Below are 17,272 nucleotides of genomic sequence, written 5' to 3' on the forward strand. Positions count from 1 at the left end.
GAATTGCGGCGATGAATTCCCGTGCGATCCGCGCCTTGTCTGCTGCCACCTCGAAACCCCTCTTTGACCGTCTTCGGTCCGTTCGGTTCGGGTTATCGACCCTTGGACCGGCGGGAACAAGCCCCGAGGCTGCCGGGTTGCTCCTCTTGCTGTGGCATCGTGATTGGCATTACGTGTCGGGGCACGGTGCGGCGGAGAAGCGTGAGGAGAGACGCATGACAGACGAGACCCGCCTGAGCTTCAAGGAAATGTGCGCGAAGTTCGAGGTCACGCCGCGCACCCTGCGATATTACGAATATATCGAGCTTCTTCAGCCCGAACGGGAGGGCCGTTCGCGATTCTACGGGCCTAGGGAAATCGCGCGGATGACGCTGATCCTGCGGGGCCGCCGGTTCGGCTTCCAGCTCGAGGACATCCGCCAGTGGCTCCTGATCTATGAGAAGGAAGGCACCGAGGCGCAGATGCGGGCCTGGATCGAGATGGCCGACCGGCAGATGGAAGAGCTGGCCGAACAGCGCGCGCAGCTCGACGAGGCGATGGCCGAACTTGGCGCCTTGCGGGACGAAACCGCGCGCTCGCTCAAGGGCTGAAACGCGCCAGCGCGATCACCGCCGCCGCCCCTGCGCGGATCTTTACCTTACGAAAATTACGCTGACCCAGGGTCAATATTTTCTGATCTTACGTCACCGGCAAAGTGACGTGACGTTGAGATTACGTAAACGTCACCCTTCATTGTATGAGACCCCCGAAGCGCATTAATCCATCGCGATCGGACCACGGCTCAAATGAAAGACATCATGACCGACGACCGCACAATGAGCATCCGCGAGATGTGTGACGCCTTTGACGTCACTCCGCGAACGCTGCGCTTTTACGAATCGAAAGAACTTCTGTTTCCCCATCGGGAAGGCCAGAAACGTCTCTTCACCCGGCGCGATCGCGCCCGTCTGAAGCTGATCCTGCGCGGCAAGCGCTTCGGCTTCAGCCTCGAGGAAATCCGCCAGCTTCTGGACCTCTACGACATGGGCGACCAGCAGCGCACCCAGCTCGCGCGCACCTACGAGATCGCGCAGGAGCGGCTGGATGCGATGATCGCCCAGCGGGACGAGCTGAACGAGGCCATCGCGGATCTCGAAGAACAGATGCGTTGGGGCGAGAGGATCCTCGCCTCGATGGAGCACAACCACAAAGCCGCAGAGTAACATTCCGCACGATCTGGGAGGATTCCATGCCCGTCTATCACGCCCCTACCAAGGACATGCTCTTCGTTCTGGACGAAGTGCTGAAGATCTCCGAAGCCGATATTCCGGGCTACGACGATCTCGACCGGGAAACCGTTCAGGCCATTCTCGATGAGGCAGGCAAACTGTCCGAGAACGTCCTCGCGCCACTGAACCCGGTGGGCGACAGCCAGGGCTGCGCGCTCGAGAACGGCGTCGTGCGCACACCCGAGGGCTTCAAGGATGCTTATGAGCAGATGCGCGCCGGTGGCTGGATGGGCCTTGATGCCGATCCCGAATATGGCGGCCAGGGCATGCCTTACGTGCTGAACTGCGCGGTGGGCGAGATGTTCGTCTCCTCCAACATGGCGTTCAACATGTACCAGGGCCTGACGCATGGCGCCTACTCGGCGATCCACGCGCACGGCTCGGACGAGCAGAAGGCCACGTACCTTCCGAAGATGATCGACGGCGAATGGTCGGGTACAATGAACCTGACCGAGCCTCATTGCGGCACCGATCTCGGCCTCATCCGCACCAAGGCTGAGCCGCAGGACGATGGCAGCTATGCGATCTCGGGCCAGAAGATCTGGATTTCCGCGGGCGAGCATGACCTCTCGGAGAACATCATCCACCTCGTTCTTGCCAAGATCCCCGGCGGCCCGGACGGCATCAAGGGCATCTCGCTCTTCATCGTGCCGAAGTTCCTGGTGAACGAGGATGGCAGCCTCGGCGAGCGCAACAGCCTTTCCTGCGGTGGCCTCGAAGAGAAGATGGGCATCCACGGCAACGCCACCTGCGTGATGAACTACGATGGCGCGAAGGGCTTCCTGATCGGCGAGATGCACAAGGGCATGCGCGCGATGTTCACCATGATGAACGAAGCGCGGCTCGGCGTCGGCCTTCAGGGCTACGCGCAAGGCGTTGTCGCCTACCAGAACGCGCTGGCCTTCGCGCAGGACCGTCTGCAGGGCCGTGACGTGACCGGCGTGAAGAACCCCGATGGTCCGGCCGATCCGATCATCGTGCACCCCGACGTGCGCCGGAACCTGATGCACCAGAAGAGCTTCGTCGAGGGCGCGCGCGCCTTCACCTTCTGGGGGGCGCAGATGATCGACCGGGCGCATCGCAACGAGGATGCGGCGGCCGAGGGCATGATCTCGCTCCTGACACCGGTCATCAAAGGCTTCCTGACCGACAAGGGCTTCGATACGACCGTTCTGGCGCAGCAGACGCTTGGCGGGTCGGGCTTCACCAAGGAATGGGGCCTCGAGCAGTTTGTCCGCGATGCCCGGATCACGATGATCTACGAAGGCACGAACGGCATCCAGTCGCTCGACCTCGTGGGCCGCAAACTGGGCGTCGATGGCGGCAAGCACGTCATGGCCTTCTTCGACATGGTCAAGGACTTCATCAAGGAGAACAAAGGCCAGGACGAGGCGTTCGACCGCGACTTCCTCGAGCCGCTCAAGGCCGTGTCGAAGGATCTTCAGACCGCCGGCATGTACTTCATGCAGAACGGCATGAAGAACCCCAACAACGCGCTCTCGGGCAGTTACGACTTCATGCACCTCTTCGGGCATGTCTGCCTCGGCCTGATGTGGGCGAAGATGGGCCTTGCCGCGAAAGCCGCGATGGATGCGGGCGCGAGTGATGACTTCTATGCAACCAAGCTGGCGACGGGGCGCTACTACATGGCCCGCCAGCTTCCCGCGACGGGGATGCACCTCAAGCGCATCGAAAGCGGCGCCGAGACGGTCATGGAACTGGACGCCGCGAACTTCTGAGGCGACGGTGGGCGGGTGACCGCCCACCTCACCCGCCAGGAGGCCTCATGCCGAAACGCTTTCGCCTGACCAGACGTTTTCCCGTCGCAATGACCGAAGACGGATATCGCAGGCTCAAACGCTTCGCGGCAGAGGCCGGCCTCGACGAGGGGGAGGCTCTGAGTTTCCTCTTCGAGAATTTCGACAGCGTCACGGATGACGAGGCGCTGCCCGCCCGGCTCAGGCTCTTCAATGCCGAGCTCGAGGCGCGGAAACGCTGAACGTCAAAGCGACCCTTTGGGAGGAGGGCAGAGAATGATCCAGCTTCACTGCTTCGGCGAGAGCGGCAATGCCTACAAGGCCGCGCTGGCGCTCCAGCTCTCCGGCCTCGAATGGGAGCCTGTCTTCATCGATTTCTTCGGCGGCGCGACCCGCAGCGAGGAATACCGCCGCGATCTCAACCCTATGGGCGAAGCGCCCGTGATGGTCGACGGCGAGGTCAAGCTTACGCAGTCCGGCGTCATCCAGATGTATGTCACCGAGAAGAGCGGTAAGTTCGGCGGCGCAAGCCCCGAAGACGCGCGCGAAGTCATGCGCTGGGTTTTCTGGGACAATCACAAGCTGTCGTCCCAGGCGGGCATGACGCGGTTCCTGATGAACTTCCTGCCTGAAGAGAAACGGCCGGCCGAAGTGATCGGCTTCATGCAGGGACGTCTCAAATCCGCCTACCAGGTGCTCGATGCCCATCTTTCGGGCCGCGACTGGATCGTCGGAGACGGCGTCACCAATGCCGATCTCTCCTGCTGCGGCTACCTCTATTACCCCGAACCTTTCGGTTTCGACCGCAAGGACTGGCCCAATATCGATGCCTGGCTGACGCGCCTGTCGCAGCAACCCGGCTGGAAACACCCCTACGAGCTGATGCCCGGCAATCCTTCCGACCGGGCATGAAAGGAGATCACAGGATGACCGAAGCTTATATCTACGACGCGATCCGCACACCGCGCGGCAAGGGCCGCAAGGACGGCGCGCTGCACGAGGTCACGAGCGTGCGCCTGTCCTCGCATGTGCTGAACAGCCTCAAGGAGCGCAACAACCTCGAAGGTCACGCGGTCGAGGACGTGATCTGGGGCAACGTGACCCAGGTCGGCGAACAGGGCGGCTGCCTTGCGCGGACCTCGGTCCTGGCCTCCGATCTCGACGAGTCGATCCCCGGCCTCTCGATCAACCGGTTCTGCGCCTCCGGCATGGAGGCCGTGAACCTTGCGGCCAACCAGGTCCGCGGCGGCGCGGGCGAAGCCTATATTGCCGGCGGCGTGGAGATGATGGGCCGCGTCGCGATGGGCTCCGACGGTGCCGCGATCGCGGTCGACCCGTCCGTCGCGATGGACAGCTATTTCGTGCCGCAGGGCATCTCGGCGGACATCATCGCCACCGAATACGGGTTCTCGCGCGATGACGCGGATGCCTTCGCGGTGGAAAGCCAGCGGCGCGCAGCGGCGGCTTGGGAAGACAAGCGCTTCGAGAAATCCATCGTCGCGGTCCGCGACCAGAACGGTCTGCCGATCCTCGATCACGACGAATACATGCGTCCCGGCACCGACATGCAATCTCTGGGCGGGCTCAACCCCTCCTTCAAGGAGATGGGCGAGACGATGCCCGGCTTCGACAAGGTCGCGCTTCTGAAATACCCCCATCTCGAGCGGATCAACCACATCCACCACGCGGGCAATTCCTCGGGCATCGTCGATGGTGCGGCGGGCGTTCTGATCGCGTCGAAGGAATGGGGCGAAAAGCACGGGCTGAAGCCCCGCGCGCGTATCAAAGCGACCGCGAAGATCGGCACCGACCCGACGATCATGCTCACGGGCCCCGTGCCGGTGACCGAGAAGATCCTCGCCGACAACGGCATGAACATCTCCGACATCGACCTCTTCGAGGTGAACGAGGCGTTCTCGTCGGTCGTGCTGCGCTTCATGCAGGCATTCGACGTCGACCACGGCAAGCTCAACGTCAATGGCGGCGCGATCGCGATGGGCCATCCCCTGGGTGCGACAGGCGCCATCATCATCGGCACGTTGCTCGACGAGATGGAGCGGTCCGACAAACAAACCGGCCTCGCCACGCTTTGTATCGCCTCGGGTATGGGGGCGGCCACGATCATCGAGCGGGTGTGACGTCATGAGCGGCGTTCAGGACGATGACCCACTCGCATGGGAGATCGCGAAAGAACTGCTTCAGCGCACGGGGCGGGCTCTCGAAAGCCGGGATTTCCCGCTCATGCTGAGTGCGTTTCATCTGCCCTACACGCATGTGACAACCGAAGGGGTCGTGGTCCTGAACAGCGAAGACGACTTTCGCACATTGTTCGCGAATGTCCGGGCGCATTTCGAAGGGCTCGGAATGACCCATCTCGATCGCGAGGTCATCAGCGCGAGTTTCGTCAGCACGTATTGCATCCGCACCACACACCGTTCGCGGATCATGAAAGGCGAGACCTTGCTGAACGAGCCTTACGAGACGATGGCCGAGATCGTGCGGCGCAATCATCGCTGGGGCATCGCGTGCAGCAATTACGGCGTCCAGAACGACAAGGCGCACCAGGACGCGCTTCTTTCCGTCCGGTTTCCCGACGAGAAGCCGTTTCGCCTGATGAACTAGGCCGGCTCCGCTCCAGCGGGCAGGCGCACAATTGAGACACGAGCGACCGGGCTGCGGCCCTGTCGCGCACCGAAATTCGAGGCGGCACGCGTGAGGGTCATTCCCCGCACGATCCAACCGCAAACCAGAGGAACGACACCATGACCGATTTCACGATGGAGAAAGGCGCCGACGGCGTCGCGATCATCACCTGGGATTGCCCGGGCAAGTCCATGAACGTCTTGTCCATCGACGCAGCCCTGCATCTTGAGAGCCTCGTCGACGACGCGCTCGCCGATGAGGCTGTGAAAGGCATCGTCATCACCTCCGGCAAGGACAGCTTCGCCGCGGGCATGGATCTCAACGTCATCGCCGGTATGAAGGCCGAGGCGGGCGAGAACGCCGCCGAAGGTCTCTTCGAGGGGATCATGTCGCTCCACAAGGCGCTTCGGAAAATCGAACTTGCCGGCATGGACCCCAAGACCCAGAAGGGCGGCAAGCCGATCGCCGCGGCGCTGCCCGGTACCGCGCTCGGCATCGGGCTCGAATTGCCCCTCGCCTGCCACCGCATCTTCGTGACCCCGAACCCCAAGGCCAAGATCGGCCTGCCCGAGATCATGGTCGGCATCTTCCCGGGCGGCGGCGGCACGACCCGGCTTGTCCGCAAGCTCGGCGCGATGACCGCCTCGCCCTTCCTGCTCGAAGGCAAACTGTCCGATCCGATGAAGGCGAAATCGGCGGGGCTCGTCGATGAGGTCGTCGCCGATCCGGTCGAGGCGGCGAAGGAATGGGTGCTGCAGGCGGGCGACAAGGACATCGTGAAGCCTTGGGATGCCAAGGGCTACAAGATGCCCGGCGGCGCACCCTATCACCCGGCAGGCTTCATGACTTTCGTCGGTGCCTCGGCAATGGTGCACGGCAAGACCAAGGGCGTCTATCCTGCGGCGAAGGCGCTTCTCTCGGCGGTCTATGAGGGCGCGCTCGTGCCCTTCGACACCGCGCTCAAGATCGAGGCGCGCTGGTTCACCAACGTTCTGATGAACCCGTCCTCGTCCGCGATGATCCGCTCGCTCTTCATCAACAAGGGCGCGCTCGAGAAAGGCGCGGTCCGCCCCGCAGGCATCGACGACCAGTCGGTCAAGAGGGTCGGCGTTCTTGGTGCGGGCATGATGGGCGCGGGCATCAGTCTCGTCTCGGCAATGGCCGGGATCGAGGTCGTCCTGATCGACCAGAAGCAGGAAGCCGCGGACAAGGGCAAGTCCTATACCGAGTCCTATCTCGACCAAGGCATCAAGAAGAAGAAGGTCGACGAGGCCAAGAAAGAGAAAGTGCTCGGCCTCATCACCGCGACCACGGATTACGCGGCGCTCGACGGCTGCGACCTCATCATCGAGGCGGTTTTCGAAGATCCCAAGATCAAGGCCGAGGTGACCGCCAAGGTTGAAGAGGTCATCGGTGACGACTGCATCTTCGCGACCAACACCTCCACCCTGCCGATTTCGGACCTTGCCAAGGCCTCGAAGCGTGCCGATCAGTTCATCGGCATCCACTTCTTCTCACCCGTGGAGAAGATGAACCTCGTGGAGATCATCCGCGGCAAGGAAACCGGCGACCGCGCGGTTGCGAAGGCGCTCGATTACGTCCGCCAGATCCGCAAGACGCCGATCGTGGTGAACGATGCGCGCTTCTTCTACGCCAATCGCTGCATCATCCCCTACATCAACGAAGGCATCCGCATGGTGGCCGAGGGTGTGAACCCCGCGCTCATCGAGAATGCCGCGAAGATGGTGGGCATGCCGCTCGGGCCGCTGCAGCTCGTGGACGAGACCTCCATCGATCTCGGTGCCAAGATCGCTCGCGCGACCAAGGCCGCGATGGGCGACGAATATCCCGACGAGGCCGTGGATGAGGTGATCTTCTGGATGGAAGGCGAAGGCCGCCTTGGCCGGAAGTCCAACGCGGGCTTCTATGCCTATGACGAGAAGGGCAAGCGCCAGGGTATCTGGGACGGACTCGCCGCGCGTTATCCCGAGGCCGAGACGCAGCCCGAGCTGACCGACGTGCAGCACCGCCTCCTCTTCGCACAGGCTCTCGAAGCGGTGCGCGCGCTTGAGGAAGGCGTGCTCATGGACATCCGCGAAGGCGATGTCGGCGCGATCCTCGGCTGGGGCTTTGCCCCTTGGTCGGGCGGCCCGCTCTCCTGGCTCGACATTCTCGGCGCACCCTATGCGGCAGAGCGCTGCGATGCGCTTGAAGCCAAGTTCGGGGAGCGGTTCTCCTGCCCGGCGCTTCTGCGCGAGATGGCCGAGAAGAACCAGAGCTTCTACGGGCGCTTCGGCCCCTCCGAGGCGGAAGCGGCGTAAGGCCTCCCCAGCTTGCGGAAACTAGAAGAGAGAGCCCTGTTCGGGGCTCTCTTTTTTCTTGGCGGAGGAGGATTTCGCGCTGCCACCGATCTTGAGGCGGCCGTCCTTGAACTCGATCTCGAGCCCCCCCGCCGCTTCGGCAGCGGCCTTCGTCGTCACGACGCCGCTTTCTGCGCGCACCACCGCGTAGCCGCGCTCCAGTGTCGCCTTGTAGCCCAGTGTCTCGTGCAATCGGCCGAGCGCGTCGAGCTTGCGGCGGCTTGCCTCTGCCGTATCCCCGAACGCCCGGTCGAGCCGGCGAGAGAGGTCGGCGACACGCTCGCCGCCCTGAGTGATGCGCGCCGTGATGGGGCGGATGTCGAGACGGTCGGCCTGTCGCCCAAGGCTCTGGCCCCGCGCCTCTGTTAGCCGCAGCAGCGCGGGCGCAAGGCGTGCACCCCATTGCGCGACACCGCGCTGCCCTTCGGAGAGGCGCCCGCGCAGCATCGACGGCCGCAGGCTCCCCGCGCTTTCAGACAGGCTCACGCGGCGGCTTTGAACGCCCCGGATCAGGGCCGCGGGCAGACGCTCACCGCTGGTGTCGAGCCGCTGGCGCGCAGTGTCGAGCAGCGTCTCGGGCCGGGGAAGCGCGCGCGACAGATCGCCAAGCCGCTGGCCGCGATACTCGATCCGCTGCGACACCGCCCGGCCCAGCCGCGCCTGCATCTCGCCGGTCCAGGCCAGAAGGTCGCGCCTGACCGGCACGGCAAGCTCCGCCGCCGCCGTCGGTGTCGGCGCCCGCAGATCGGCGGCGAAGTCGATCAGGGTCGTGTCCGTCTCGTGGCCCACGGCGGAAATCAGCGGAATCTCGGACGCCGCCGCCGCGCGCACGACGATTTCCTCGTTGAAGCCCCAAAGATCCTCGATCGACCCGCCGCCCCGCGCGACGATCAGAAGGTCGGGCCGGGGCAGCGCGCCGCCCGGCGTCAGCGCGTTGAATCCTTCGATCGCGCGGGCGACCTCGGGGGCGCATTTCTGCCCTTGCACCGCGACCGGCCAGATCAACACCTTGCGCGGAAAGCGTTCGCGCAGACGGTGCAGGATATCGCGGATCACCGCGCCCGAGGGCGAGGTCACGACGCCGATGATCTCGGGCAGGAAAGGCGGCTTGCGCTTGCGCCCTGCATCGAAGAGCCCCTCGGCGGCGAGCGCCGCGCGGCGCTTTTCCAGCATCGCCATGAGGGCGCCCTGCCCGGCTGGGCGGATATCCTCGATCACCACTTGGTACTTGGACTGGCCGGGGAAAGTGGTGATGCGCCCGGTGGCGATCACCTCCATTCCCTCTTCGGGCTGCGTCTCGATGCGTGCGGCGACGCCTTTCCACATCACGCCCGAGATGACCGAGCGGTCATCCTTCAGATCGAGATAGACATGCCCCGAACGCGGCCGCGAGACGCGTCCCACCTCGCCGCGAATACGGACATGGCCGAACGCCCCCTCGATCGTGCGCTTCACCGCGCCCGAGATTTCGGAGACCGTGAATTCGGGGGTATTGCCGCTTTCCGCGCCCTCGCCGTCGTCGTCGATGAGATCCATCAGCCTGCCGCTTGTCCTTTGCGTGACCGCACCCTAGAACGCCGGCCCGAGAGGGACAACGCGAGAGGACGCCCGCGCCATGAACATTCTCATCCTCGGAGGCGGCGGACGCGAGCACGCGCTCGCTTGGGCGGCGATGCAGAACCCCAAATGCGACAAGCTGATCGTCGCGCCGGGAAATGCCGGGATCGCAGAGATCGCGACCTGCGCGCGCCTCGACATCGAGGATGGTTCAGCCGTGGCGGAGTTTGCAGGCGACAACGCCATCGACCTCGTGATCATCGGACCCGAAGCGCCGCTTGTCTCGGGCGTCGCCGATACGCTGCGCGCGGCGGGCATCCTCGTCTTCGGACCCTCGCAGGAGGCCGCGCGGCTCGAAGCGTCCAAAGCCTTCACGAAAGAGATCTGCGACGCTGCCGGCGCGCCGACCGCAGGCTACGCCCATATCACCGATCTCGACGCCGCACGCGACCATGTTCGGCAAGGCCCCTTCCCGGTCGTCATCAAGGCCGATGGGTTGGCGGCCGGAAAGGGCGTCATCATCGCCGAGACGCTGGAAGAGGCCGAGGCCGCGCTTGAAGACATGTTCGGAGGCACGTTCGGCGCGGCAGGGGCTGAAGTCGTCATCGAGGAGTTCATGACTGGCGAGGAAGCGTCCTTCTTCGTCCTCTGCGATGGCGAGACGGTTCTGCCCATCGGCACCGCGCAGGACCACAAGCGCGTCGGCGAGGGCGATACCGGCCCGAATACCGGCGGCATGGGAGCCTATTCGCCAGCGCCCATCATGGACGACGCGGTCACGGAGGCCGCGCTGGAACAAATCGTAAAGCCGACAATGGCGGAGATGGCGCGGCGCGGGCATCCCTATCAAGGTGTCCTCTACGCGGGGTTGATGATCGAGGACGGCGCGCCCCGGCTCGTTGAATACAACGTCCGTTTCGGCGATCCCGAATGCCAGGTGTTGATGATGCGGCTCGGCGGACAGGCGCTCGACCTCATCCATGCCTGCGCCGAAGGCCGGCTGGCGGAGGCGCAGGTGAACTGGGCAGACGATCATGCCATGACGGTGGTTCTGGCCGCCAAGGGCTATCCCGGTAGCTACGAGAAAGGCAGCGTCATCGGCGGATTGGACAATCTGCCCGAGGACAGCTTCCACATGACCTTTCACGCTGGCACGGCCGAGGTGGATGGCCGGATCGTCGCGACAGGCGGGCGCGTCCTCAATGCGACGGGCCGCGGTTCGAGCCTTGTCGAGGCGAAAGCCCGCGCCTACGCGCAAGTCGACGCGATCGACTGGCCAGAAGGGTTCTGTCGCCGGGACATCGGCTGGCGCGCGCTCTGAGGCGCGCGCCGCGCGGGTCACATCGTCAGAACGGTCGAACCCGTCGTCTTGCGTGCCTCGAGCGTGCGATGGGCCTCCGCCACATCCGTCAACGGGAAGCGCTGATCTATGCGGATCTTCACCGCGCCGCTTTCCACCTTGGACATCAGCATCCCCGCCATCTCCTGGCAGGTCGCGTGATCGGCGATATGCGTGAACAGCGTCGGCCGCGTGATCTTGAGCGAGCCCTTTCCGCCTAACTCCGCGATGTTGAACGGCGGCACCGGCCCCGAGGCATTGCCGAAGGAAATCATCATGCCAAGCGGGCGTAGCGAATTGAGCGAGCCCTCGAACGTATCCTTGCCCACCGCGTCCATCACGACGTGCACGCCCTTGCCATCGGTCAATTCCCGGACGCGGGCCGGCCAGTCCTCGTCGCGGTAATTGATACAGGTCTCCGCACCATGCTCTTCGGCGAGACGGCATTTCTCGTCCGTCCCGGCCGTGCCGATAAGGCGGATGCCTTCGTCCCGCGCCCATTGGCAGGCGATGAGCCCCACGCCCCCGGCGGCGGCATGAAACAGCACCGTGTCGCCTTTCGAGATCGGCGTCGTGCGGTGGAAAAGATACTGCACGGTCAGACCCTTGAGCATCATTGCCGCGCCTTCCTCGAAGGAGATCGCATCCGGCAGCTTGCAGACTTGCGCCGCGGGCATCACCCGCGCTTCGCAATAGGCGCCCGGCGGTGCGCTGGCATAAGCGGCGCGGTCGCCTTCCTTCAGATGCGTGACGCCCTCACCCACGGCTTCCACGACCCCCGCAGCCTCCATGCCGAGCGCATGGGGCAGCTCCATCGGGTAGAGCCCCGTGCGTTGGTAGACGTCGATGAAGTTGAGCCCCGCCGCCTCGTGGCGGATGCGGATCTCTCCCGCGCCGGGCTCGCCGATCTCGCGGTCCTCCGGCTTGAACATCTCGGGTCCGCCATGTTCGGCGATAATCATCGTTGTGGCCATGTCCCTCTCCCTCAGAGAATTTCGATCCCCACCGCCTGCTCCGAGAAGGCGATGAAGCGGTATTGATCGGCAGTTAGCACCTCCGACAGCGCCTTCCACTCGTGATGACGCCAGCCGGGATAGCCGCAAAGCTCGTCAAACAGCAGCACGCTGCCCCGGGCGAGGCGCGCGGCGATGGCGTCGAGGACGAAGCGCGTCGGCGTGTAGGTATCGAGATCGAGATGCGCGAAATGGATCGGCATGCCCTCGTGATCCGAAAGCCAGCCCGGCACGGTGTCTTGCACCCAGCCTTTGACGAGCCGGACGTTCGGCGCGACCTCGGGCAGCGTCCCGTCCAGCGAAAAGCGGCCCGCCTGTCCGCCCTTGGCATGGCCGGTCCAGTCTTCTTCGAGGCCCTCGAAACTGTCGAAGCCCCAGATCGTCGCATCCGGGAGCTGCTTGGCGAAAAGGTTCACCCCATGACCGCGCCAGACACCGAACTCAGCGAATAGCCCGCCCTGGCCGCAACTTTCGACAGCGCGCGACAGGCAGTATTTGCGGATCTGGCGCTTCTCGGGAAACAGCATCGCGCCGGACATCTCGACGCGGAACGCCTCGAAACTGTCCTTCACCGCCCAATCGTAGAGGTGGTCGAGCGGGCTTTTGCGCGGGCTCTCCTCGCCCATGTCACCCGGCGACCTTGAGAACGATCTTGCCGATATGGGTCGAGCCTTCCATCCTCCGATGCGCCTCTGCCGCCTCTTCGAGCGGGAATTCGGAATCCATGATCGGTCCGATCCGCCCGGCATCGAGAAGCGGCCAGACATGCTGTTTCAGCGCCTCCGCGATGCGCGCCTTCGCGAGATCCGATTGCGGACGCAAGGTCGAGCCGGTGATCGTCAGGCGGCGCACCATGAGCGGCGCGAAATTGACCTCGGCCTTTGGCCCGCCCAGGAACGCGATCTGCACGAGCCGGCCGTCATCGGCGAGCGCCTTGAGGTTGCGCGGGATGTAATCGCCCCCCACCATGTCGAGGATGAGGTTCGCGCCGCCCTCGGCCTTCAGGATCTCGACGAAATCCTCCTCTCGGTAATTGATCGCGCGCTCCGCGCCGAGTTTTTCGCATGCCGCGCACTTGTCTGCGGAGCCGGCTGTCGCGAAGACGCGCGCGCCGAAATGATGCGCGAGCTGGATCGCGGTTGTGCCGATCCCGGAGGAGCCGCCATGCACGAGAAAAACTTCGCCGCCTTCGAGCCCGCCCCGCTGGAACACGTTCGACCAAACGGTGAAATAGGTCTCGGGCAGGCAGGCCGCTTCCTTCATGCCCATGCCAGCGGGCACGGGCAGGCAATGATCGGCCGGCGTGACCGCATATTCCGCGTATCCCCCGCCCGGCAGCAGCGCACAGACGGTGTCTCCGATGGAGAGCCCGGTCGCGCCGGGCCCTAGCGCGACGACCTCGCCGGAGGCTTCGAGCCCCGGCAGATCGGACGCTTCGGGGGGCGGTGCGTAATTGCCCGCACGCTGGAGCGCATCGGGACGGTTCACACCCGCATAGGCGATCTTGAGAAGAACCTGTCCGTGGCCGGGTTCGGGCCTCTCGCGCGTGACGGGGACCAGAACCTCGGGCCCGCCGCTTTCAGAAATCTCCACCGCGCGCATCGTCTCAGACATCGTCTCGCTCCTCTATCGCTTGGCGCGGAGACTGGCCAATCGCCGCAGCGGGGGCAACCGGATTGCGCGCGCCCGAACCAGCGCTAGAGTGGCGCGCATGATCTGGGTGTCTTTCCTCGTGAATATCGCCGTGCTGGTGCCGGTCCTCGTCGGGCTCGTGCGCGGCACCAAGGGCATGGAAGGTGCTTTCGGCCCCGACACGCCGTCGCGGCGCATCCTCGCCTGCGTCTACGCCACGATCCTTCTGGCCTCGCTCGCCGCTTTGGTGTTTCCCGACAAGGCCGCAGAGATCGCGCATACGCTGTTTCCGCTGCAGATCCTCTACAAGATCCTGACCCTGCCCGTGCTCGGCCTCCGCCATCCCGTGGCCCGTGCGAATGCCGCCATCGCGGTGCTTCACACGGTCACGATGGTCACGCTTTACACCTGATCGGAGCGCATCTGGCCGGGCAGATCATCCCGCTTTCGGGGCGGCTTGATCGCAGCGCCGAGCCGGTTCGGCACGGCCATAAGGCGCGACAGGACGGGGTTCTTGTTGATCCGCGCCTTGGCATCTTCGATCTTCATCACATCGTCGATGCGGCGGTCGAGGAAATCCCAGGTCGCCTGACTGTCAATCGAATCGTCACCTAGCCAATAGAGCACGGTCGAGGAATACACGCCCGAAAGCGTCGCGCGCTTGGTGTACCAGTTCACATCGTCAGACGTGTCGCCGAGCGTGGTCCAGATCGCGTCCGCCGTGCCCCAGATCGCCTTCGCGCCATCGGGCGCATAGGGCGGCAGCGAAAAGAGCGTCGTGCCCCGCCGCACCGCCTCGCGATCCTCCGCGGCCTTGATCCGCGTCCGCACGGCGAAAGCAACCTTGTCGCGAAAGCGCATGCCCGAGAGGTCAGCCTCCTTGAGCTTGGCGATCATCGCCTCGTCGCCCCGCTTGTGAAAGGCAAGCGCGAGGTCGACGGCGCCGCGCGGAAACAGCGCCTTCGCGACGGTCGGATCGACCTCGGAATCCTCGATGGCGGCGCGGAAGCTCGTCTCCGTCCAGCCATCGAACGGGACATGCATCAAGGCGGCATCGATGAGCTTGTCGCGGGTATCGTCGGTCATGGCGCCTCTCCGGCTGGTTGTCTGCGGTACCCTAGACAAGCTAGCGAGCCTTTGCTATACGGCCACCTCCTGCAAATTTCATTGCAACTCAACTTAGGAAGGTGGTGACAACCACATGCAGGTAAGTGTTCGCGACAACAACGTCGATCAGGCACTTCGCGCGCTGAAGAAGAAACTCCAGCGTGAGGGCGTGTTTCGGGAAATGAAGCTTCGGCAACATTTCGAGAAACCCTCCGAGAAGAAAGCCCGAGAGAAGGCCGAAGCGATCCGCCGTGCGCGCAAGCTGGCGCGCAAGAAGGCACAGCGCGAAGGCATGCTCTGAGCTGCCAGATTGAACACTGAGGGCGCTTAGCCCGAGTGAGACGACCCCCGCCGGTGGAAACCGCGGGGGTTTGTCGCTTTTTGGGGGCTTCTCCGGTTTCGGCCCGACGTTTTCCCCGCTCACCCGCCCCGCGCAGCTTGCAAGATCATGTCGCTCGCCTTTTCGGCAATCATCACCGTCGGCGCGTTCGTGTTGCCCGATGTGATGGTGGGCATCACGCTCGCATCGACAACCCGCAGACCCTCCGTGCCCCGTAGCCGCAACGCCCCGTCGAGCGGCGCGGCCTCGTCCGTACCCATCCGCACCGTTCCCACCGGATGGAAGATCGTCGTGCCGATATCACCTGCCGCGCGCGCCAGGTCGGCGTCGCTTTCGATCTGCGCGCCCGGTTTCATCTCTTCCGGCGCATAGCTGGCCATCGGGCCCTCCGCCATGATCCGCCGCGTCAGCCGGATCGCGTCGATCGCAACCCGGCGGTCGCCTTCGGTCGACAGGTAATTCGGCGCGATCTCCGGCGCGTCCCGGAAATCGTTGGACGTCAGCCGCACATGCCCACGGCTCTCTGGGCGCAGGTTGCACACGCTTGCGGTGATCGCTGGGAACGGATCGAGCGGCTCGCCGAACGCGGGCAGCGACAGGGGCTGCACGTGGTATTCGAGGTCCGGCGTTTCGAGCCCGGCGCGCGATTTGGCGAACGCGCCGAGTTGCGACGGCGCCATGGACATCGGCCCGGATCGGCTCACAAGGTATTCCAGCCCGATCCGCGCCTTGCCCCAGAGCGAATTGGCGAGCGTATTCAGCGTCTTCGCACCTGTCAGCCGCCAGGAACAGCGCAGTTGCAGATGGTCCTGAAGATTGCCGCCGATCGCGGAAATGTCGCGCCGCACCTCGATACCGTGCGCTGCCAGATGATCGGCGGGCCCGAGCCCCGACAGCATCAGGATCTGCGGCGAGCCGATCGCGCCTGCCGAAAGGATCACCTCGGCACGCGCGCGCGCCTCGCGCCGCACGCCGCCTTGCTCGAAGCCGAGGCCCGTGACGCGGGCGCCGTCGAAGGTCAGCCCCGTCACCTGGGCCCCTGTCTCTATCCTGAGCCGTGCCTTGTCCGCGCCCTTGAGAAAGGCCGAGGCCATCGAGACCCGCCATCCGCGCTTCTGGCTGACACGGAAATAGCCGACGCCCTCGTTGTTGCCGGTGTTGAAATCCCGCGTCTTCGGCAGGCCGGCCGCGTGGGCCGCTTCCATCCAGTCGTCGAGCACTTTCCAGCTCAGCCGCTGATCCTCGATCCTCCAAGGCCCGCCCGCGCCGTGCATGTCGCTGGACCCGTCGACGTAATCCTCGCTCTTGAGAAAATAGGGCAGCACGTCGTCCCAGCCCCAACCGGCCAGGCCGCTCTGCCGCCAGCCGTCATAATCCGCCGCCTGCCCGCGCAGGTAGAGCATCCCGTTGATCGCCGAGCAGCCCCCGAGGATGCGCCCGCGCGGATAAAGGAGCGAGCGTCCGTTGAGGCCCGGCTCCGCCCGCGTGCGAAACATCCAGTCGGTGCGCGGATTGCCGATGCAGTAAAGATACCCCATCGGGATATGCACCCAATGGTAATTGTCGCGCCCGCCCGCCTCCAGGAGCAGGACGGAATGGCCCGCATCGGACAAGCGGCGCGCCAGAACGCAGCCTGCGCTGCCCGCGCCCACGACGATGTAGTCGGTTTCGATCACGGCTCTCCTCCCCCGAGCTGCAGGCTCGCCCATGCCGCGGCCGGGCGCAAGACGATCAGAGCGGCAGCGCGGTCGTCTGCGAGACCCCCCGCAGCGAAAACGACGAATGCATCTGCGCGACGCCCGGCAAGCGCGTCAGGTACTGCCGGTGAATGCGCGCGAAATCCTCCGTATCCTCGGCCACGATCTTCACGAGGTAATCCGCCGTCCCCGCCATCAGGTGACACTCGAGCACGTTCGGGATGCGCCGGATCGCGGTCTCGAACGCATCGAGCGTCTCGTCCGATTGGTGGGTCAGCGTGATCTCGACGAAGATCGTCGCCGAGAGGCGCACCTTGCGCGGATCGACCAGCGCGACATAGCCCGCCACGTAGCCTTCGGCCTCGAGCCGCGCGACACGGCGATGACAGGCCGAGGGCGACAGGCCCGCCGCCTCCGCGAGATCGGCGTTCGAGATCCGCCCGCGCTTCTGCAGAAGCCGCAACAGCCGACCGTCCATCGTATCGAGTGACATGATGCGCGAAGATCCTTCGACCAAACCAGGTTTTCGCGCATGAATATTGCCCGTTCCACCCCTGAA

Annotated in this window: 18 protein-coding genes; 11 read left to right on the plus strand and 7 right to left on the minus strand. The window is 64.7% G+C overall.

Annotated elements, in window-relative coordinates; genetic code table 11:
* Positions 1-215: 215 nt before the first annotated feature.
* The 8 genes from FIU91_RS13545 to FIU91_RS13580 all read left to right on the plus strand — a co-directional run bounded on the left by FIU91_RS13545 (position 216) and on the right by FIU91_RS13580 (position 7,989).
* Positions 216-590 (plus strand): MerR family DNA-binding transcriptional regulator, encoded by a 375-nt coding sequence (locus FIU91_RS13545; protein ID WP_093009327.1) that lies wholly within the window; start codon positions 216-218, stop codon positions 588-590.
* A gap of 207 nt (positions 591-797) precedes the next feature.
* Positions 798-1,202, plus strand: a complete 405-nt coding sequence (locus FIU91_RS13550) for a MerR family DNA-binding transcriptional regulator (protein WP_152462869.1) — start codon at positions 798-800, stop codon at positions 1,200-1,202.
* Positions 1,203-1,228: 26 nt separating this feature from the next.
* The gene (locus FIU91_RS13555) at positions 1,229-3,007 is read left to right on the plus strand and encodes an acyl-CoA dehydrogenase (protein ID WP_152462871.1); all 1,779 of its coding nucleotides are present in this window, start codon (positions 1,229-1,231) and stop codon (positions 3,005-3,007) included.
* Positions 3,008-3,054: 47 nt separating this feature from the next.
* Positions 3,055-3,267, plus strand: coding sequence for a hypothetical protein (locus tag FIU91_RS13560; protein WP_093009329.1), 213 nt, complete (start codon positions 3,055-3,057; stop codon positions 3,265-3,267).
* A gap of 34 nt (positions 3,268-3,301) precedes the next feature.
* Positions 3,302-3,937 (plus strand): glutathione S-transferase family protein, encoded by a 636-nt coding sequence (locus tag FIU91_RS13565; protein WP_152462873.1) that lies wholly within the window; start codon positions 3,302-3,304, stop codon positions 3,935-3,937.
* 14 nt (positions 3,938-3,951) lie between these two features.
* Positions 3,952-5,163, plus strand: a complete 1,212-nt coding sequence (locus tag FIU91_RS13570) for an acetyl-CoA C-acetyltransferase (RefSeq protein WP_093009331.1) — start codon at positions 3,952-3,954, stop codon at positions 5,161-5,163.
* Between the two features lie 4 nt (positions 5,164-5,167).
* Positions 5,168-5,647 (plus strand): hypothetical protein, encoded by a 480-nt coding sequence (locus FIU91_RS13575; protein WP_152462874.1) that lies wholly within the window; start codon positions 5,168-5,170, stop codon positions 5,645-5,647.
* 140 nt (positions 5,648-5,787) lie between these two features.
* Complete coding sequence (locus FIU91_RS13580; RefSeq protein ID WP_152462876.1) at positions 5,788-7,989, plus strand: 3-hydroxyacyl-CoA dehydrogenase NAD-binding domain-containing protein; 2,202 nt, start codon at positions 5,788-5,790, stop codon at positions 7,987-7,989.
* Positions 7,990-8,010: 21 nt separating this feature from the next.
* Here the strand turns inward: FIU91_RS13580 and xseA are convergent, their stop codons facing one another.
* Entirely contained in the window at positions 8,011-9,564 is a 1,554-nt protein-coding gene (xseA, locus tag FIU91_RS13585) for an exodeoxyribonuclease VII large subunit (protein ID WP_152462878.1), read from the minus strand.
* 79 nt (positions 9,565-9,643) lie between these two features.
* On the opposite strand from xseA, the gene purD reads away from it, so the two are divergent.
* Entirely contained in the window at positions 9,644-10,906 is a 1,263-nt protein-coding gene (gene purD, locus FIU91_RS13590) for a phosphoribosylamine--glycine ligase (protein WP_152462880.1), read from the plus strand.
* A 17-nt stretch (positions 10,907-10,923) separates the two neighbouring features.
* Here purD and FIU91_RS13595 read toward each other — a convergent pair whose 3' ends face one another.
* Genes FIU91_RS13595 through FIU91_RS13605 form a run of 3 tightly spaced genes read right to left on the minus strand, consistent with a single transcriptional unit; the run spans position 10,924 to position 13,551 of the window.
* Positions 10,924-11,898, minus strand: coding sequence for a quinone oxidoreductase (locus tag FIU91_RS13595; RefSeq protein ID WP_152462881.1), 975 nt, complete (start codon positions 11,896-11,898; stop codon positions 10,924-10,926).
* An 11-nt stretch (positions 11,899-11,909) separates the two neighbouring features.
* A complete protein-coding gene (locus tag FIU91_RS13600; RefSeq protein ID WP_172975011.1) occupies positions 11,910-12,563 on the minus strand; it encodes a class I SAM-dependent methyltransferase in 654 nt (217 codons plus the stop codon).
* Position 12,564: 1 nt separating this feature from the next.
* Entirely contained in the window at positions 12,565-13,551 is a 987-nt protein-coding gene (locus tag FIU91_RS13605) for an NAD(P)H-quinone oxidoreductase (RefSeq protein WP_152462885.1), read from the minus strand.
* A 97-nt stretch (positions 13,552-13,648) separates the two neighbouring features.
* On the opposite strand from FIU91_RS13605, the gene FIU91_RS13610 reads away from it, so the two are divergent.
* A complete protein-coding gene (locus FIU91_RS13610) occupies positions 13,649-13,981 on the plus strand; it encodes a hypothetical protein (protein WP_152462886.1) in 333 nt (110 codons plus the stop codon).
* Here FIU91_RS13610 and FIU91_RS13615 read toward each other — a convergent pair.
* A complete protein-coding gene (locus FIU91_RS13615) occupies positions 13,972-14,655 on the minus strand; it encodes a COQ9 family protein (protein ID WP_093009340.1) in 684 nt (227 codons plus the stop codon). The genes FIU91_RS13610 and FIU91_RS13615 overlap by 10 nt on opposite strands.
* Positions 14,656-14,770: 115 nt before the next feature.
* On the opposite strand from FIU91_RS13615, the gene rpsU reads away from it, so the two are divergent.
* A complete protein-coding gene (gene rpsU, locus FIU91_RS13620) occupies positions 14,771-14,977 on the plus strand; it encodes a 30S ribosomal protein S21 (protein ID WP_036556662.1) in 207 nt (68 codons plus the stop codon).
* A gap of 119 nt (positions 14,978-15,096) precedes the next feature.
* Here rpsU and FIU91_RS13625 read toward each other — a convergent pair whose 3' ends face one another.
* Positions 15,097-16,689 carry a GMC family oxidoreductase gene (locus tag FIU91_RS13625; protein WP_152463739.1) on the minus strand — a complete coding sequence of 531 codons (1,593 nt, stop codon included), beginning with the start codon at positions 16,687-16,689 and terminating at the stop codon, positions 15,097-15,099.
* 58 nt (positions 16,690-16,747) lie between these two features.
* A complete protein-coding gene (locus tag FIU91_RS13630; protein WP_152462888.1) occupies positions 16,748-17,206 on the minus strand; it encodes an Lrp/AsnC family transcriptional regulator in 459 nt (152 codons plus the stop codon).
* Positions 17,207-17,272 lie beyond the last annotated feature (66 nt).

This window comes from Roseivivax sp. THAF30, assembly GCF_009363575.1.
In the GTDB taxonomy this organism is placed as follows: domain Bacteria; phylum Pseudomonadota; class Alphaproteobacteria; order Rhodobacterales; family Rhodobacteraceae; genus Roseivivax; species Roseivivax halotolerans.

Bases quoted from the DNA above. Each gene is read 5' to 3' on its own strand.
- FIU91_RS13545 (WP_093009327.1), top strand. From the start codon at position 216: ATGACAGACGAGACCCGCCTGAGCTTCAAGGAAATGTGCGCGAAGTTC.
- FIU91_RS13550 (WP_152462869.1), top strand. From the start codon at position 798: ATGACCGACGACCGCACAATGAGCATCCGCGAGATGTGTGACGCCTTT.
- FIU91_RS13555 (WP_152462871.1), top strand. From the start codon at position 1,229: ATGCCCGTCTATCACGCCCCTACCAAGGACATGCTCTTCGTTCTGGAC.
- FIU91_RS13560 (WP_093009329.1), top strand. From the start codon at position 3,055: ATGCCGAAACGCTTTCGCCTGACCAGACGTTTTCCCGTCGCAATGACC.
- FIU91_RS13565 (WP_152462873.1), top strand. From the start codon at position 3,302: ATGATCCAGCTTCACTGCTTCGGCGAGAGCGGCAATGCCTACAAGGCC.
- FIU91_RS13570 (WP_093009331.1), top strand. From the start codon at position 3,952: ATGACCGAAGCTTATATCTACGACGCGATCCGCACACCGCGCGGCAAG.
- FIU91_RS13575 (WP_152462874.1), top strand. From the start codon at position 5,168: ATGAGCGGCGTTCAGGACGATGACCCACTCGCATGGGAGATCGCGAAA.
- FIU91_RS13580 (WP_152462876.1), top strand. From the start codon at position 5,788: ATGACCGATTTCACGATGGAGAAAGGCGCCGACGGCGTCGCGATCATC.
- xseA (WP_152462878.1), bottom strand. From the start codon at position 9,564: ATGGATCTCATCGACGACGACGGCGAGGGCGCGGAAAGCGGCAATACC.
- purD (WP_152462880.1), top strand. From the start codon at position 9,644: ATGAACATTCTCATCCTCGGAGGCGGCGGACGCGAGCACGCGCTCGCT.
- FIU91_RS13595 (WP_152462881.1), bottom strand. From the start codon at position 11,898: ATGGCCACAACGATGATTATCGCCGAACATGGCGGACCCGAGATGTTC.
- FIU91_RS13600 (WP_172975011.1), bottom strand. From the start codon at position 12,563: ATGGGCGAGGAGAGCCCGCGCAAAAGCCCGCTCGACCACCTCTACGAT.
- FIU91_RS13605 (WP_152462885.1), bottom strand. From the start codon at position 13,551: ATGTCTGAGACGATGCGCGCGGTGGAGATTTCTGAAAGCGGCGGGCCC.
- FIU91_RS13610 (WP_152462886.1), top strand. From the start codon at position 13,649: ATGATCTGGGTGTCTTTCCTCGTGAATATCGCCGTGCTGGTGCCGGTC.
- FIU91_RS13615 (WP_093009340.1), bottom strand. From the start codon at position 14,655: ATGACCGACGATACCCGCGACAAGCTCATCGATGCCGCCTTGATGCAT.
- rpsU (WP_036556662.1), top strand. From the start codon at position 14,771: ATGCAGGTAAGTGTTCGCGACAACAACGTCGATCAGGCACTTCGCGCG.
- FIU91_RS13630 (WP_152462888.1), bottom strand. From the start codon at position 17,206: ATGTCACTCGATACGATGGACGGTCGGCTGTTGCGGCTTCTGCAGAAG.